13 protein-coding genes and 1 pseudogene are annotated in these 18,159 nt (G+C 44.1%); 8 read left to right on the top strand and 6 right to left on the bottom strand.

Annotated features, from left to right (window positions below):
* Nucleotides 1-112 precede the first annotated feature (112 nt).
* Entirely contained in the window at nt 113-766 is a 654-nt protein-coding gene (locus QR722_RS06735; RefSeq protein ID WP_286287587.1) for a dUTP diphosphatase, read from the bottom strand.
* 327 nt (nt 767-1,093) lie between these two features.
* On the opposite strand from QR722_RS06735, the gene QR722_RS06740 reads away from it, so the two are divergent.
* From QR722_RS06740 to QR722_RS06750, 3 genes are all read left to right on the top strand, one after another.
* On the top strand, nt 1,094-1,258 hold the full coding sequence (locus tag QR722_RS06740) for a hypothetical protein (RefSeq protein WP_286286479.1): 165 nt from the start codon (nt 1,094-1,096) through the stop codon (nt 1,256-1,258).
* A gap of 293 nt (nt 1,259-1,551) precedes the next feature.
* Complete coding sequence (locus QR722_RS06745) at nt 1,552-2,145, top strand: HAD family hydrolase (protein ID WP_286286481.1); 594 nt, start codon at nt 1,552-1,554, stop codon at nt 2,143-2,145.
* A gap of 84 nt (nt 2,146-2,229) precedes the next feature.
* The gene (locus tag QR722_RS06750) at nt 2,230-4,617 is read left to right on the top strand and encodes a zinc-dependent metalloprotease (protein WP_502872456.1); all 2,388 of its coding nucleotides are present in this window, start codon (nt 2,230-2,232) and stop codon (nt 4,615-4,617) included.
* 69 nt (nt 4,618-4,686) lie between these two features.
* On the opposite strand, the gene QR722_RS06755 is transcribed toward QR722_RS06750, so the two are convergent.
* Nucleotides 4,687-7,323 (bottom strand): TonB-dependent receptor, encoded by a 2,637-nt coding sequence (locus QR722_RS06755; RefSeq protein WP_286286483.1) that lies wholly within the window; start codon nt 7,321-7,323, stop codon nt 4,687-4,689.
* Nucleotides 7,324-7,680: 357 nt separating this feature from the next.
* Between QR722_RS06755 and QR722_RS06760 the strand changes: the two genes are divergently transcribed.
* The 5 genes and pseudogenes from QR722_RS06760 (at nt 7,681) to QR722_RS19420 (ending at nt 13,860) form a co-directional block, all read left to right on the top strand.
* Nucleotides 7,681-8,910 (top strand): acyl-CoA dehydrogenase family protein, encoded by a 1,230-nt coding sequence (locus tag QR722_RS06760; protein WP_286286485.1) that lies wholly within the window; start codon nt 7,681-7,683, stop codon nt 8,908-8,910.
* A gap of 22 nt (nt 8,911-8,932) precedes the next feature.
* Nucleotides 8,933-9,973: a phosphotransferase family protein gene (locus QR722_RS06765; protein ID WP_286286487.1), complete on the top strand. Its 1,041-nt coding sequence runs from the start codon at nt 8,933-8,935 to the stop codon at nt 9,971-9,973.
* Nucleotides 9,974-10,948, top strand: a complete 975-nt coding sequence (locus QR722_RS06770; protein WP_286286489.1) for an NADPH:quinone oxidoreductase family protein — start codon at nt 9,974-9,976, stop codon at nt 10,946-10,948.
* A gap of 98 nt (nt 10,949-11,046) precedes the next feature.
* Nucleotides 11,047-12,012 carry a hypothetical protein gene (locus tag QR722_RS06775; RefSeq protein ID WP_286286491.1) on the top strand — a complete coding sequence of 322 codons (966 nt, stop codon included), beginning with the start codon at nt 11,047-11,049 and terminating at the stop codon, nt 12,010-12,012.
* A 279-nt stretch (nt 12,013-12,291) separates the two neighbouring features.
* Nucleotides 12,292-13,860, top strand: a pseudogene (locus tag QR722_RS19420) (substrate-binding domain-containing protein).
* A gap of 90 nt (nt 13,861-13,950) precedes the next feature.
* Here the strand turns inward: QR722_RS19420 and QR722_RS06790 are convergent.
* The 4 genes from QR722_RS06790 to QR722_RS06805 all read right to left on the bottom strand — a co-directional run bounded on the left by QR722_RS06790 (nt 13,951) and on the right by QR722_RS06805 (nt 17,917).
* Nucleotides 13,951-14,346 (bottom strand): DUF3718 domain-containing protein, encoded by a 396-nt coding sequence (locus tag QR722_RS06790; RefSeq protein ID WP_286286492.1) that lies wholly within the window; start codon nt 14,344-14,346, stop codon nt 13,951-13,953.
* Between the two features lie 185 nt (nt 14,347-14,531).
* Complete coding sequence (locus tag QR722_RS06795) at nt 14,532-16,172, bottom strand: long-chain-fatty-acid--CoA ligase (protein WP_286286494.1); 1,641 nt, start codon at nt 16,170-16,172, stop codon at nt 14,532-14,534.
* A gap of 39 nt (nt 16,173-16,211) precedes the next feature.
* The gene (locus QR722_RS06800; protein ID WP_286286496.1) at nt 16,212-16,979 is read right to left on the bottom strand and encodes an SDR family NAD(P)-dependent oxidoreductase; all 768 of its coding nucleotides are present in this window, start codon (nt 16,977-16,979) and stop codon (nt 16,212-16,214) included.
* A 29-nt stretch (nt 16,980-17,008) separates the two neighbouring features.
* Nucleotides 17,009-17,917: a haloalkane dehalogenase gene (locus tag QR722_RS06805; RefSeq protein WP_286286498.1), complete on the bottom strand. Its 909-nt coding sequence runs from the start codon at nt 17,915-17,917 to the stop codon at nt 17,009-17,011.
* Between the last annotated feature and the right edge of the window lie 242 nt (nt 17,918-18,159).

Below are 18,159 nucleotides of genomic sequence, written 5' to 3' on the forward strand. Positions count from 1 at the left end.
TGCTTGTTGATTTTCAAAGGAGGGATTAACGCGTCCAAATGAGTTTGCTAGTCATAGCCAAGACAATTAAAAACAGGCAACGAACAGCGTCGCCTGTTTGTATAGCATGGTCTTAATTAGGGTAACGTTGACGAAGACCTTGATAGACTAAATTACTGTAATCTTGCAACTGAATATCCAGACTATTTAATACTTCTACTAGATGTTCATTGTCTTCCTGTCCTTGCCAAATTTTAATGTAGCTACCCTCTTTATAACCGTTGTCTTGGCGGAAAAAGTTAAGGATGTTTTTCCCCACATATTGTCGATACAATTCATCTGGGGTCATATCAGCCTGTTCGACGATTTGAATAAACAGCGGCACTGAAAAGCGTTTCGCTGCGCATAGGCCACTTAATAATTCTAAGTTATCTAAAATACCTTGCTGGCTAAAGTGATAATCCTTGCCATCAAATTTTACGCTGGTTTCGCCACTTTCAAGTTGCTCAGAAATGGTCTTTGCAGAGCGCTGAATATCACCATCAAATTCTATGATAATGGCCGATAAAGCAAAGTGCCAGATGTCGACCAATTCCATTTGTAATTGCGGTAAATCTTTAGTTTGCGCCTTCCACCACTTCCAACCGTGGTGCTCTATTCCTTCCACCGCTTCAATCATTGCTGCTCGTAAGTACTGGTAACCAGCGGTTAACCATTGTGGGTTAACTTTAGTGTTCATTTTATCTTGTAATTCAAGCATGGTATTTAATTGTGTAGTGGAGAGCATAGTGATCCTGTAAGCCGGTAATATTTTGCCGGTTAGTTTACTTGTTTTAACTTTCACCGGATAGGCGAAAAAGCAAAATTTATAGGTCAAAAATAGTACCTGATATCATAAAGTTAGGTCTTTTTTATGCCTATTTTGTTAAAAATATTGACTAAGGTAAACAATTTCATATAACGTTTGTCTTATCTACTTAGTCTTAAGTAGAAAACTTTGCTCGGTAGCAAGATATTCCGAGTTGAGGTTGAAAGTTGCTACTCAACAAACAAGGATGGCTTTAGGTTAAATCCATTTAGAAGTCGGAATTAAACATGCAAAAAGGAAACAGGCGTGAAATCTAAACTCATTTTTATCAGTGTACTAGCCGTTCTGGCAATGACAGGATGTAAATCAACTGACTCTGCCGACAAAGCAGATCAGGCGAACACCGCTAGCGACAAAGCGAATAAAGACTGTGCCGCGACAGTAGGCTCTAGACTAAAGAAAGCGTGTTAATCTATTAATGTATCAACGCCAGTGGTGATGATTGACATTATTCCATCAACATGGCTGGCGTTTTTTGCTGCACAATATTGTGCTTTATTAATTTAATTCCACGCGTTACACCATGGATTTAACACAGAACAAGCCTCCCTGCATGGTTAGTATTATTAGGGCTAACTGGCCTTAGTATTAATTGCTAAGCATTGCGCCAATTAGGGCTTTCTAGTCTATACATGTCAGCCCAAAGTAAGCTATTCTCGTACCTTCATTCGCCGTGCTATATTAACCACAGTTAATTACCAGTTATGCTTTCAAACATCTCGTCACTCAAGGGCTTTATTTTTGATTTAGATGGCACATTGATGCACTCAACCCTTGATTTTAACGCTATTCGGAACGCGATAAGCTGCCCAGCAAATATTGACATCCTTAGCTTTGTCGCAGGCTTGCAAGCAGAGCAAAAGCGCTTAGCTAATCAAATTATAATTGAACATGAAATTAATGATGCTCAAGGCTCGGCCTGGATAGAAGGCGCGCACGAATTCATTCAGCTATTGCTTCAGTTAAAATATCCAATCGCCATAGTGACACGTAATTGTCGCCAAGCAGCATCCATTAAGATGGGGCAAAGTGCTGGTCAGATTAAGTTATTACTTACCCGAGAAGATGCCCCCCCAAAGCCAGATCCCACTTCATTATTGCAAATCGCTGAATTATGGGAGATTGATGTAACCAAGCTAGCCTATATAGGTGACTACCTGTATGACGTTCAAGCAGCCAACAATGCTGGGATGCTGTCTTGCTTATATGCACCAGGCGAGCTTCCAGTGTATGCAAGTCAAGCGAATGTTGTGTTTGAACACTTTAACCAGTTAAGTGATGCAGTTAAATCGAGATGAAAAATGGCATAGGGCGGGTTTGCGCTACTATCGGCCAAGATTAATTGCTGATAAGGTCTGTCAATTGTTTGTTAGGAGATTGAAGTGAATAAACTTTTTGCCCTTTGCCTTGTAATTTTTTCGTTTAGTGCGTTTAGCCAAATTAAGAGTATCGATGAGTTCACCCAGCAGATGACTGCGCAAGAAGGATTTTACTCATTCTATTATGATCGACAAAATGGCAAGGTTTATCTGCATATTGATAAATTTCGCCAGCCATTATTATTTCAAAGCAGTATGCCCCAAGGTGTTGGCTCTAACGATATAGGCTTAGACCGAGGGCAGTTAGGAGAAACTCGGCTCGTGGAGTTCGAGCGCTTTGGTGATCGTGTGTTATTCAAGCAGCTCAATACGGTTTACCGGGTTAATTCACAAAATGCTGCCGAGCGGGCCAGCATTGATGAAGCATTTGCCGACTCAGTGATTGCCGGGCTGAATATAGTGGCCCAAGATGAGAGCAGCGTATTGGTCGACTATACTGATTTTTTACTTTCAGATATTCATGGTATTGCCGAGCGTTTAGAGCAAACTAAGCAAGGAAGTTTTAAGTTAGATAAAACCCGCAGTGGGGCCTACATTGCGCGCAGCAAAGCCTTCCCCAAAAATACCGAGCTGGAAGCCTTAGTGACCTTTGGCGGCAGCAATGCTGGGGAATACCTGCGGCAAGTCGCTCCCTCGCCAGATAGCATTAGCGTGCACTTGCATCATTCGTTAATCGAATTACCAGATGATAAGTATCAACCGCGACGTTTTCATCCTTATTCAGGGTTTTGGAAAGTGGGCTATCAAGACTATTCCACGGCTATCGATGAACCCATGGAGCAAAAGTTTATACCTCGCCATCGTCTTGCCAAGAAAGACCCTGCAGCGAAAGTCACCGAAGCCATAGAGCCAATAGTTTATTATCTCGATCCCGGTACGCCTGAGCCGATTAAAACTGCGCTACTAGAAGGTGCTTCGTGGTGGAATGACGGGTTTGAGGCACTAGGTTATAAAGATGCTTTCCAAGTTAAAATGTTACCAACGGATGCGGATCCTATGGATGTGCGTTTTAACGTGATCCAGTGGGTCCATCGCGCCACCCGAGGATGGTCTTATGGCAGTTCGGTGATTGACCCTAGAAGTGGAGAAATAATCAAAGGGCATGTCACCTTGGGATCGTTGAGGGTACGACAAGACTATCTTATTGCCTTAGGACTGACTAGTCCGTTCAAAGACGGCAACACCAGCACCCTAGCACAGAAAAATATGGCGTTGGCTCGTATTCGGCAGCTATCAGCTCATGAAGTCGGGCATACCTTAGGAATTGCACATAATTTTGCCGCTAGTGCGGATGGTCGTGGATCCGTTATGGATTACCCACATCCAAAACTGACAGTTGAAAATGCTCAGGTTACACTTGAGGATGCCTACGCCAGTGGACTAGGGAAGTGGGATATGCACACTATTGCCTACGGTTATCAAGACCTACCCAATCAACAAATGGAAAGTGAGTTTCTGGCCGAATTGATCCGCAAAGCCCATAAAGCAGGCTTGTCTTATCAGTCAGACCCTGATGCACGTCCAGCGTCAGCTGCAAATGCACAAGGGCACTTATGGGACGGCGGCGCAGACCCTATAGCCGAATTAACTCATTTATACGAAGTACGCAAAACAGCCTTAGCTAATTTTGGCATTAATAGTCTGGCGCAAGGTGCGTCGCTATCATCTCTGCAAGAAACCCTAGTACCGGTTTACTATTTGCATCGCTTTCAGATAGAAGCCGTGAGTAAATTGATCGGTGGAGTGAACTATCAGTACGAACTTAAAGGGGATTTTGACGTACCTCAAGGTGTAAGCTTCGTGCCACAAGACGTTCAACAAAAGGCACTAACAACTATGTTGGAGACCTTATCCAGTGGCTTTTGGAAATTGCCTGTTGCAGTAACCCAATTAATTCCCCCCAAAATTTACGGCGAGAGTCACTCTAGAGAAAGCTTTAAAGGCCGAAATGGACTGGTTTTTGATCCCGTTAGTGCCGCTGAAGCTGGGGTAGGCCATAGCTTGTCGTTATTGCTGCAAACCCAACGTTTAAACAGATTGGCATCTCGTCCCATTAACAGCAAAGAGCAGCTTTCCGTCAGTAGCTTATTGCAACAAATCGTTACTAACACTATCCAAAAGAAACAGGGTCATTTGGGTCAGGAGATTAAACGAAGAATTGATTATGTGGTGCTCAATAGCATCATTAAAGCTATGCACAACGCTGAATTAGCGCCAGAGGTGCGCGGAGAATTATTGTCGCAAATCACAATTGTACACGCTTGGCTGGGTAAACATAGACGCGACCCGCACTTTCGAGCTATGGAACAACAACTGAGTTGGTTCCTACAAACAGGTGAGTGGAGAGGCGAGTTTGAAATCAAAGAAATGCCGCCTGGCTCACCAATCTAACTATTAATCTGATTATAAAAAAGCCGGCTAAATAGCCGGCTTACTTTTTGGATTGTAGAAACATATCTCTTAGAAACGCTTCTTCACTGTTATACCGTATGTCGCAGGCTCTGCTACATAGGCATTTAACTTACCTGATTGTAAGGGAGTGTTGAAGTTGGTGCGATTTATATATTCTTCGTCCAACACGTTACGGGCCCAAAATACCACATCTGTATCATAGTCAGAGAAGCTCATGAAGAATCGTAGATTCAAGATTTGATAAGCATCTTGGGTGGTCAAAGGATCATTGCTGCCATCCAATACCATATCTCCAGTGTAGCTATATTCTGCTAACACATAAGAGTAGATATCATCGCTCATTTGGAAGTCTTTTTTGACTTTAACGACCGCGTAATTTTGTGGCTCACCACCTGGTCTGTCTCCCGAACGGTTACAGTAGGGGTTTGGATTGCCATTAGAATCGAACTCTTGTCCAGGATCCGCTGGCGGAGAACCATCAGGGGTATAGTGAAACTCGTAGGCAACCCAGCAATTTCCTCGCTCGAAGCTCTTGTATTCAGCATTGACTAGCGCATAGCCAAAGTTCACTTCAACCGTATCCATGGGATACCAAGTGGCTTCTAACTCCAGTCCAGAGATTTCATAATCACCGGCATTTTGTAAGTTAAAGCCATTGCCGGTAAAGGTGTTTGCTTGGAAGTCTTCTACTGTGGTGTAATGAGCTGCTGCATTAATACGCAGGTTTTGCTCATCAAAATCCTTCTTAATTCCCAATTCATAAGACGTAGAGGTCTCCGCTTCAAACAGCGGATTGAATCCAGCACGGATCCTATCAGTGTTGGTGCCACCAGATTTATATCCTGTTCCCACAGATGCATACATCAAAGTGTCATCGTCTGGCTGATAACTTAGTTTCAAAGTACCAGTAATGCGGTCATCCTTTAAAGAATCTTCGACATCAGGTCTATCAGATGTCGTTGCAGCCAGTGCTTTGAAGCCCCAGCCTAAAGTTTGGAAGGGGGCAATAGCCGCCATGTCGGCCGCGCTAGGCGCTTGACCACTCATCAATGCAGCGCCAATATTAGGCAATGCAGCGCCAGCTACCGCAGCACCATAAATCAGTGAGCCAGGTGCCGGAGCGCTAGGGTTGCCAACTTCACTGAAGAAAGTTGGATATTCTTCCCCCCCAGGCATGTTTTCGCTAAAGACGTTGAGTATGTCTTTCGTTTCATCGGTGTAGCGCAAACCAGCGGTTAAGGTAAATTGCTCATTCAATTTGTAATCAAACTGACCATATATGGCATAACTTTTATGGTCTTGCTGGGCAACATGGTCAAAACCTGTACCTGCAGGAGCAGCTTCAGCCACTGGCGCGATTGCTCCGCCACTTAGCGCACTGATTTGGTTAATGCCGGCAAATAGTGGATCAAAGGCCCCGCCGAACTGTGATAAGAAGAAGGGGTTGAACAAGGTATCCGTATACAGACTGTAATCTAGATCTAATTCTTGTTCGAAGTAGTAAACACCCACAATGTAGTTTAAATCTTGGCTGGTATAATCGAGACGGAACTCCTGCGAGAATGAGCTTTGTTGGGCATCGTTTTTGGTACCAAATAAATCGGCATCGGTAAAATCAGAATCTATTAAGTCATAGGATTCAAAATCACGGTACGCTGAAATGGCAACAAAGGTATAGTTGTCATCGATGTCGTAATTTATCTCAGCCGACAAACCTTTGTCGGTCATACTCGATTCTGGTAAAAAGGATACGGCAATTTCACGATTGAAAAATGCATCGCCACCTTCCATGTAGGTGCCACCAAGTAAAGATATTGCTGCATCAGAGCCAAAACGGCCCTCAACCCCTTCAGAGGTTCGGTTACTGCGTTGAACCGGTGCGCCGCAGCATATTTCATCGATTTCGGCATAATCTGCAATCAAACGGATAGATAAATCATCAGTAGGCGTATATAAAGCCTGCAAGCGGGCACCCCAACGATCTCGGTCATTAACCTTATCATCACCCAAATTTACATCGCTGATAATACCGTCTCTTTTGCTACCAAAACCTGTCGCTCTGAACGCCAGCACGTCTTCGATTGCCGAGAATGACATAGCACCTGAGTAGTTAATTAGTCCAAAATTACCCACGGTTGCTTCCACAAACCCATCGTCGCCATCATGGCTTGGGGCCACTGTGCGAATTAATATCGCACCTGAGGGAGTGTTTTTACCAAACAAGGTACCCTGAGGCCCTCTTAATACTTCTACAGCTGCGATGTCGACTAAATTGTTAATCATTGAATTTTGACGAGCACGGTATACACCATCCACATATAAACCGACCGAGGATTCTAAACCAAAGTTTTGTGAAGATGTTCCCACACCGCGAATGGAAAAACTGGAGTTGGTGGCACTTTGGCTTTGAAAAGCACCAAGGCCTGGAACGTTGGTTTGTAAATCGTATAAATCTTTGATAACCGACTCGCCCATTTCATCGCCGGTGAATGCAGTGACCGCTACCGGAACTTCTTGAAGGTTCTGGGCACGCTTTTGTGCGGTGACGGTAATAGTTTCCAAGCCGGACTTTTTAACTTCTGCTTGCTCTTGGGCCAACGCGTGTGTCCCGCTAAGACCTAGAGATAAAGCAACAAGCAATGGAATGGGTTTTTGCTTGAAAGTGGATGGCAAATACTTACTCATAATGTGTTCTCTAATGGTGTGTTAAGGATTATTGTAATTATAATGAGTACGGTAAGTTTATTGGTCAAAATTACCCAGTTATGAATTGAATACCCTTTCAACTCATCGTACCAATCCCTAACTTACCAAGTTTTCGCATAAAAAGTAAAAAAAATGTTGTGAATATGTAAAGTGTTATTCGAAGAATAAACCGCTGGAGTCAAGCGGAATGATTTTAAATTGGCTCAGGCTAGTAGCCTGTATTGAATTGATTTTGCACGAGTATTTATAATGCTAATAGAAAGGTATCAAGATAATCAATTAAACTTATAGTGCTATTGACTCTACTATTTTTGTAAATCAGATAGAGGATATATTATGCATTTCGATTATTCATCCAAAACCCAAGGGTTGCTCGACAAATTAAATGATTTCATGGATCAACATATTTATCCTGTTGAGCAAGAATATATTAACGCTGTGGAAAACAATCAGCAGCGTTGGACTACCCCTGCACTGATGCAGGATCTTAAAGCAAAAGCTAAAGCTGCAGGATTGTGGAATTTATTTCTACCAGAAGAGTATCTGCCTTACGGTGCAGGACTGACCAATCTTGAATATGCTCCTTTGTGCGAAGCTATGGGGCGTGTAATGTGGAGCTCTGAAGTCTTTAACTGTTCGGCACCTGATACCGGCAATATGGAAGTGTTGTCTCGATATGGTAGCGAAGAACATAAAAAGCAGTGGCTAGAGCCCTTACTCAACGGTGAAATACGCTCTGCTTTTGCTATGACTGAACCTGATGTGGCTTCTAGTGATGCGACCAACATTGAGACGGCCATTGTCAGAGATGGGGATGAGTACGTTATTAATGGCCTAAAATGGTATACCAGTGGCGCAATGAACAGCAATTGTAAAATCATGGTGGTGATGGGTAAAACCGATACCAGCGCTGACCGCCATCGTCAACAATCGCAAATATTAGTGCCAATGAACACCCCAGGGGTCACCATTATCAGACCTATGCAGGCGATGGGTTACTACGATGAACCTGTTGGTCATGCTGAGATAGAATTCAAAAATGTCCGAGTACCTGCTAGCAACCTATTGGTTGGAGAAGGGGAAGGCTTTGCTATTGCTCAAGGCCGCCTTGGCCCAGGCCGCATTCATCATTGCATGCGTTTAATCGGCTGCGCTCAACGTGCATTAGATTTAGCCTGTGAGCGGGTTGATTCTAGAGTTGCATTTGGACAGTCCTTGAGTAAACAACAGTCGGTACGTGAATCAATTGCACAGATGCATTGTGATATCGAGCAAGCTCGTCTGTTGACGCTAAAAGCGGCGGACAAAATGGACCGCTACGGCAACAAAGTGGCCAGAGATATTATTGCAGCCATTAAGATTGTGGCTCCAAGCATGGCATGTAGAGTGATCGACCAAGCAATTCAAATGCACGGAGCGGCTGGAACCAGTCAAGACTTTGTGCTGTCAGCCATTTATGCCTACGCTCGTACAATCAGGTTGGCTGATGGCCCAGATCAAGTGCACATGATGCAATTGGGTCGTAATTTAATTAAAGATCATGTTGGTCGAAAAGCACTAGGTTAACTGAATTGAAAACGAGGTGAATGTGTCTCAACAAGACTCTGTCAATTTACTTGACGAAAACGTTCTAAACGATTATTTGCGCGATAAGCTGCCTAACTTAACGGGCAAGCTTAGCGCAACAAAATTTAGTGGGGGGCAATCTAATCCAACCTTTAAACTAACTAACGGTGAGCAAAATTTCGTGCTGCGACGCCAGCCGCCGGGGAAGTTACTCAAGTCAGCCCATGCCGTCGATCGTGAATATCGTGTCTTAAAGGCATTGGCGGGTAGTAAGGTGCCGGTCGCTAAAGTCTACCATTTATGCGAAGACAGCTCGGTTTTAGGCAGCATGTTTTATGTGATGGAGTACGTCGATGGCATGGTTTACTGGGATAGCAGTTTACCCGAGGTAGCCGATAACCATACACGCAGCCAGATGTATGCCCAGATGTCCCAGGTGTTGGCCAATCTGCACTGTGTGGATATTAATCAGGCCGGCTTGGCGACCTATGGCAAAGCGGGAAATTATTTTGAGAGGCAACTGAGTCGTTGGTCACAACAGTATAAACTGTCCGAGATCCAACCCATCCCTGAAATGCACGAGTTGATCCGCTGGTTGGATAACCATATGCCTGCAGATGATGGACGGGTGGCGTTGGTGCATGGTGATTATCGTTTAGATAATTTAATGTTTGCTAAAAACAGCCCGCAAATATTAGCTGTGCTGGATTGGGAATTATCCACCTTAGGACATCCATTAGCGGATTTAGCCTATCAATGCATGCAACTTCGTTTGCCAGCTCACATTGGTCATTCGAGTGGTTTGGGGGGCGTTGATAGAGCCGCACTGGGGATCCCTAGTGAAAACGAATTTGTTGAGCAATATTGTCAACATGCTGGTATCAGCAAAATTGAAAACTGGCATGTGTATCTAGCCTTTAGCTTTTTCCGTTTAGGCGCCATCGCACAAGGGGTCGCTAAACGGGCTCAAGAAGGCAATGCTTCTAGTGCGCAGGCCAGTAAAGTAGGAGCCATGGTACAGCCACTCGCGCAAATGGCAATTGAATTAATTAAGGAGTATTAGATGAAAGCGATTGTATGCAATGAATTCGCACCGGTAGAACAGCTAGTCTATCAAGAGGTGCCAGATCCAAGCGCCGGCAAGGGACAAGTCGTGGTTGACATCAAGGCTTGTGGAGTAAATTTTCCTGATGGTTTGTTAGTTCAAGGGTTATACCAGATGAAACCGGAGCGACCATTTATACCTGGAAGCGAAGTAGCAGGTGTCATCTGTGAAGTAGGGGAAGGGGTCAAACATCTCAAAGTTGGACGCAGGGTAATTGCGCTGTGTATGTTAGGCGGCTATGCCGAAAAAGTAGCCCTGCCAGCCAGCCATGTTATTCCTATTCCTGACGCGATCCCTGACGATGAAGCCGCGGCGCTGGTCACCGCTCACGCTACAGCCCATCATGCATTAAAGCAGCGAGCTAACATTCAACCAGGTGAAACCTTAGTTGTAACTGGAGCTGCGGGCGGGACAGGATTGGCAGCGGTACAAATTGGTAAAGCCTTAGGCGCTAAGGTTATCGCGGTATGCTCTACTCAGGAAAAGTTAGATATGGCCAAGCAAAATGGGGCTGACATTCTAATTAATTACACCGAGCGAGATCTCAAAACGGCGCTGAAAGAAGTGACCGATGGAAAAGGTGTGGATGTGGTTTACGAGTGTGTAGGCGGAGATACTTTTCATGCCTGTTCTCGCAGTATGGGCTGGAATGGCCGTTTATTGGTGGTGGGTTTTGCGGGGGGCACCATCCCTGAGTTTCCTGTCAACCTAGCCTTAGTAAAAGGTTATTCCGTGATGGGCGTGTTCTGGGGCTCATTTACTCAACATCAGCCACAAGACTTTGCTGATAACATGCAGGAGCTAATCGGCTGGTATTTGGCCGGAAAAGTCAAAGTCATCGTAGATGAAACCCTCCCCCTTAAAGATGCTAAATTGGCGTTAAATAAAGTGATGGGGCGCCAAGTAAAAGGCAAGATGGCGCTGCGCCCATAGTCTACTGTTCGGTTAAAGGCGGCAATAGCAAAATGCTACTTGAACAGTGCTTCACTAGAGCATAAACTGCTGCCACTTATTATTGTGGCGCAGTTTCTATGTCCTCTTGGTTTTCACCGCTGTATTATGTTCTGGTTTTTACGCTTTCCTGCGCGTTAAGCGGTTGTGTAAACAGTCCCACCCATACCTTGGAACAAAAGGCGCAAATACAAGCCCATGACGAAATAATTGAACAAGCTGAACAATTCGTACACAGTAATCTTTACACTGGGATGATCCACGTGTGGTCGGTAGATCGTAGAGCGTGGAATCTGTTGTTAAGCGCTTATTCTTGTGGGGTGGACAACAACCTAGAGCAATTAACTCAGTCCTACCAAACTAATCAACCTGTGTTTGCCGACGCGATGGCTATACTAGCCAGCCATCAAGCTACCTTTTCATCCGATGCCGAAAAAGCGGCTCTGTATGATGTGTCCCAGTTGGCCTACCGATTATTTAGTGCCAGCTATGCAAAAGGCTATGCACGACAAGTCAAATTAGCTGATGAATTATCCCCAGGCTTGCGTGAGGAGTTATGTGGTGGTCAGTTATATCAAGATTCCTCTGAATTTTTGGATTACCCTCAAGATCTCGCTTGGCGTTCATTTCAAGAAGATTTTCTGGCAACCAATAATCAGTTGGCACTGCACGCGCAAAATGGCTACAAGGCATTCAATATATTATTGCAAAAACAATATGAACAATTTGATGCTTTAGTCTACAGTCACGCGTATCAACAAACTGATGACTATGAAACCTTATTTTTTGAAGTTAACAAGTATGAAAATGTACAATCCTACGGTCAGCAGGTTACAAAGTTGTCTTCTATGCGCAATCATGTCATCGCTGAAGCTCAGCAAAATGACTTTGCTTACTTAGTGCTTTCATCAGGTTACCATTGGGGCATGATGTCGGTGTTAGCCATGATTGAGGAAGAATACCCGCTACTGCACGATGAAAAGAAACGACAAGGCCGAGCAGAGATTGGTAATGTCAGGTCAAAAATATCAATCAATAGCAAGTAATTGCCCGTTATTAATAAAAAATCAGCTTGAGAGAGTTTTAACCGCCGCCCTTGGTTGGAGTAATTAATTGGGCTATAGTGTGGTTATCTAGATCACCATTTGGCCGTTTATTGACTTTGTCTACTGACGCATTCCGTAATGTATAAAAGCACGTCACTTGCGCTGCTGGGATTCATCCTTCTTATGCAGTTTTACTTGGCTTCCATTGCGGTTGCCCAGCAGACTCCCTATGTAGTATCAGCCCCATTAAACTTGCAAGCGCCGTTCAAGCACAGCCAAATGATTAAACCCTCTCTTTCCATCGCATATCTCCCCCCTGCGACTGAATACAACTTTTATTTGAAATTAGGTAATGCCCTCGAGTCAGAAGCGCTAAAGCAAAATTTCAGCTTTGAGTTAAAAGCCCCGCAAAGTGGGCAAGATTGGCAGCAACATGTGGCTATGATCGACGAGGCGGTGAAAAAGGGCGTGGATGTCATCGTCTTTTCGTCATTTTTACCTCAGACTGAAGAAGCTATAGCACCAATTATAAAAAGAGCTGTGCAGCAAGGAATCATCGTCATAAATGTCAATAGTGACAATATCGATTTGGCGTATCCGGTGCATGCTGTGGTGGGGGTCAAGCAGCGAAGAAGCACCCGGGAATTAGTTGATTAGGCATTGACTCGGATTCAAACACGTCCGGCTAAAGTTGCTATTATTACAGGTGAAGAAGGGCAGTTTTCTACAGAGCGAGTGGGCGGTTTGCTGGATGGTATTGAAGGCAGTGGTTTAGAGGTGGTCCACAGGATTAATGGCCATTGGAATTCTGTTGGCGGTTATGCCGCGACTATGCATATTATTCAACAAGATCCTGCCGTCTCAGCGATTTTCGCAGCGAATGACTTCGAGATCATTGGTGCCTCAGCTGCATTAGATATTCTCGCTCGGGAAGATATACTGCTGTTTGGCTATGATGGCGTGGAAGATGCGCTTGAGTTGATAGCCAGCAATGATATTACTGCGACCAGTATGGTCAATGCACAACTTCAAGGTATCACTGTGCACAACGTGCTGTTGGATGTGTTAAAGGGGCGATTTACCGGGGTCTTCGTTGAAGTTCCTACCGAGGTTGTGAGTAAAGACAACGTCAGGACGTTTTTGACTGAAACTCAAAAACTTTCCCTTGACATAAAAGTTGAAGATTTCTTGCTAACCACAGAGATACCTCAAAATCTAGTCTCCAAGCACAGTAGTAGTTTAGCTTATGAGATCCTTAAACAAGTTTATGAGCCTATTGGAATTGAAGTTAAGCTAGAATTTGTGCCATATAAGCGTGCAGTGCATATGGTTATGAATAATAGGGCTGATGGCATGTTAGACAATTATAGAGGGGTTGCCTCTAATATGCTCATTCCGCAGTGGCATTATGCTGTTCAACAAGTCAATGCGGTGTTCAAGAAAAACAGTTTAGATTGGCAAGATAGCAAGGCTTTAATTGGCAAAAAAGTCGCGTGGGTCAGGGGCTTTGGTTTTGAGCGATATATCCCAGTTGATACTTTGAGCATTGAGAATACCTATCGTAGCAGTGCTTTGAAGATGCTCGCCAAAGATAGAATTGATGTGTATATCGACGATAAGGTAGAAATACTCAAAACTAGCGAAAGTTTGCAGGGCGAGTTTGATTTAAGCCAATATCAATTTGAATATCTTGCTACGTTAAAACTCTATCCAGCCTTCTCGACAAGCGCCAAAGGGCGCAAATTGGCTAGAATTTATGACCAAAGAATGCCGGTTCTGTTGCACTCTGGAAAACTGAAACAATTGTATCTCAAATGGGGTTATCCCGTTTTCCCATTTGACAATTAACTTAGAGTTAACTCCCTTAGCAGTTTGAAGATACAAAAAAGCCTCTTTACGAGGCTTTGATACAACAGCTTATCACTAGATTTACGCAGTTTAAATGCGCTCGTTAAGCACTGCGGTGATAGGCGAGTCGGCAAGACCGTTTTCAGTTGCCCACTGTTGTAACGTTTTTCCATCTTGCTCGGGAGTGGTTAGATCACCCTTAGGCATCTTTTTAACTAGTAATTCACCGGTTTCAACTGCGTTACTTAGCATCGCCGTGCGGATTAAGCTATTGCCGCCACAGGTAATACCTGAGTAGTAATCTTTCAATTTCAATCTAAAGTCAGACTGCACTTTTTTCATTTTCTTGCGCAGCTCTCCCTTGTCATCGGTTTTCACGATGGTACAAATATTTTGCAGGGCGTCATTAATATCAGCATTCGCTGCGCCTGAAAAAGTCAAAGATACAGCAGCAATGGCGATAGAAGTTTTAACGATTTTCAACATGGTTAATTCCTCCGAAAGAAATTTAAATTGATTAAAAGATGTGTTGCATGACCTTATTAAAGTCCAACTTGGGTCAAAAAAAAATCTATCAAGTGATACATAAGTATGCTTTTTAATACTATTTTAGAGATCAAAAAAAGAGGCATATTGCCTCTTTTTAAGTCGATTCAGCAGAATATATCATTTTATGAAAATTGGTACTCCTTATAGGTATTACGCAGTGCCAATTTGTTTAGTTTCCCTGTGGCGGTGTGGGGCAGGGCGTCAGTAAAGACTACATCATCAGGTACCGACCATTTGTGAAGCTTATCTTTTAGATAGTCGATTATATGCTCGGCAGTAAGTTCAGCGCCATCGCTTAGCACCACTATTAATAATGGACGTTCTGTCCATTTAGGATGATAGCGCCCGATGGCGGCTGCTTCAGCAATTAATGGGTGGCTTGCGGCGGCGTTTTCAATTTCAATTGAACTGACCCATTCTCCGCCGGTTTTAATCACATCTTTGGTTCTATCTGTTATCTGCATAAAGCCATCAGGATCGATAGTGGCCACATCACCAGTATTTAACCAGCCGTCCTCATCTACTGGGCAGCCTTCGCTGCCAGGTACTTGTGACATGCCATAGTAGCCTGTTGCAATCCAAGGACCTTTCACCTTAAGCGCGCCAAAAGCCACGCCATCCCAAGGGAGTTCGTTATTGTCATCGTCAACAATTTTCAGCTCGACGCCAAACACGCTGCGTCCTTGCTTGGCTTGCAGATCAATAATTTTTTCGTCGGGTAAATCTTGCATGCCTGGCTTTAAACTAAACAAGGTCCCAAGTGGGCTCATTTCGGTCATGCCCCAGCCTTGCAGGACTTTAGTATCATAGTCATACTTGAAGCGTTCGATGATCCCCCTTGGACAGGCCGCCCCCCCGGTACTAGCGACTTTCAATGAATCAATTTTTTTGCCTGACTTATCCAGATAGTCTAACAATGCCATCCAGATCGTGGGGACACCGGAACTGTATGATACTTTTTCATTTTCAATCAAATCTTGAAGAGTTTCGCCGTCGGCCATTTTCGGGCCGGGCATCACCAATTTTGCACCGACCATGATAGATGCATAAGGGATCCCCCAAGCATTGACGTGAAACATCGGAACTATAGGTAGGCAGACATCCATATTTGATGCATTAGTAGCATCTGGTAAAGCGCCCGCGTAGGCGTGTAAGAGGGTAGAACGATGACTATATACTACACCTTTAGGGTTACCAGTGGTGCCTGAGGTATAGCACATACCACAGGCGGTATTTTCATCAAATTCTGGCCAGATATAATTATCACTTTGCTGCGCAAGCAATTCTTCGTAACAGAGTACATTCGGTAAGCTTGTTTTTGGCATGTGCGCTTTATCCGTCAGCACTATGATTTTTTCGACACTTTCAAAATTTTGATGTAAGGCTTCAACTAAAGGCATAACCAAGACATCGACAAATAAGAATCTGTCTTGTGCATGATTGACAATATAATTGACCTGCTCAGGGAAGAGTTTAGGGTTGATCATGTGACACACCATGCCTGTGCCTGATACGCCGTAGTATAGTTCCAAATGGCGATAATCATTCCATGCCAATGTGCCAATTCGATCGCCAAATTTAGCCCCTAAACCCTCCAGCGCATTGGCCAACTGGCGGCTCCGCTTGGCTAATTCTGTATAAGTATATCTATGTCTTGGATTGTCGGCCGTGACTGAAACAATTTGCTGATTTGGGTAGTTTTTCTCAGCATGTCTTAAAATTGACGATATCATCAATTGGGTATTCATCATTAACGCTTTCATTATCTTGTTCCTTCGCTCTACACATTAATTAATAGTCTATTACCAGGCACTTACTGCACCATCAATAGCGATAGTTTGGCCACTCATATAAGAATTACCCGGAGACAGAATCAAGATCATGGTGTTGACGATCTCTTGCGGCTGGGCAAGGCGACGCATTGGGCAACCGCGCGCCAGACGTTGCTGACTTTCTTCGGTATCGAAGCCATCTTGGGCTAAAATATTGGTCGGGCTATAAAATGGACAAATAGCGTTGGCTCTAATGCCTTTTCTCGCGTATTCCACTGCCGCAGTGCGGGTTAAGCCAACAACTGCATGTTTGGCTGCTGAATAAGCCGCCCCTTTTGGCGCTCCACCTATCCCGGCCATGGAACTTAGATTTAAAATATGTCCCGATCCTTGTTTTAGCATCACTTCAATTTGATGTTTCATGCCAAATAGAACGCCATTAACATTGACAGCCATTTGACTATCCATAGTGGCTTTTTCAATTTCGTGCAATGGCGTCATGGAATGGGCTATACCGGCATTATTTACCCCGATATCAAGGCGACCGAAATTTGACATCGCCGCATCTACCATAGCTTTGACTTGGCTTTCATCGCTAACATCACAGGCCAATGAAACCACTTTATTGTCTTTTAATTGAAGAGATGACACCGTATTTTCGAGTTCTTGTTGATTAATGTCACCGATAACAAGATTACATCCTCTGGCGGCAAGCCCTTGCGACAACAGTCTACCGAAGCCACTTGCAGCACCAGTGATCATTGCAACTTGGCCGCTAAAATCGAGTAGTGAATCCAAATGCTTTCTCCTTAAAATAGGGTTATTAATTATGGGTTATTCTGAATAAATTGAACGACAATTTGAGCCAATCTTGGTCCCTGATCCTCTTGTAAAAAATGCCCGCCATTTACGACTGTGACATGCTCTTGGCCAGCGCATCCTGGAATTCGTTGTTGGAATATTTTATCCGCTGCTTGGGTAACAGGATCCGAGTCACTAAATGCGGTTAAAAAGGGCTTCTGCCATTGGGCGAGTGTTTTCCATGCCTGACGATTTGCCTCGGATTCAGGGCTGTCTGCGGTGGCGGGAACTAAGTTTGGGAACGCCCGAGCACCGGCTTTGTAGCGCTCGTCAGGGAAGGGGGCATCATAACCAGCCAAAACCTGCGGAGATAACTCGGTTGTGGTGCCGCCTTTAATGATACCGCCGATAGGTAATTCTTCGACAGTTTGTGAGAATGTTTGCCACTTTTCAAAGGCTGCACCCAAAGGCTCATCACCAGTGGGTAAAAACGTATTGGCAACACAAATTCGAGCAAATCGCTGTGGATTTTCCACTACCAAGCGTAGGCCTAGCAGCCCCCCCCAATCTTGGCATACTAAGGTGATTTGATTTAAATCAAGTTGGGTAAGGATGTTTTGTAACCACAGTAAATGACGTTGGTAAGTATAATCTTGCTGGCGAGTAGGCTTATCTGAACGACCAAAGCCAATTAGATCCGGCGCAATAACCCTATAACCTGCCTCCGTCAAAGGAGTGATCATTTTACGATATAGATAAGACCAAGACGGTTCACCGTGAAGTAACAGTACCACTGCAGACGATTTATCCCCTTCATCAACATAGTGCATGCGCAGGCTGCCTTGCTCAGTGTCATCAATATCTAAATAATGCGGCGAGAAGGGAAAATCCGTTAAGCACTCAAATCTGGTTTCAGGTGTGCGTAAAAATTCCAAAATGTCTAACCTGTTAAATCAATGTTAACTTTATGTGTACCTTAGAAAATCAGATGAGTTTGCTAAAGTCAATATAATTAGATGGGCCGGATGCAGGGCAAAGAGCATAAATTCAAGTAATTCAAAGGATAGGAGTATTATCAATTTGATTTATTTGTCCGGATAAAACCAATAAATTTGGCTGATTGGGCCAGCTGTCCTAGTATCTGCTGTCTAATCATTTTACTGATTCAATTTGAGGT

The organism is Aliiglaciecola sp. LCG003, from assembly GCF_030316135.1.
In the GTDB taxonomy this organism is placed as follows: Bacteria; Pseudomonadota; Gammaproteobacteria; order Enterobacterales; family Alteromonadaceae; genus Aliiglaciecola.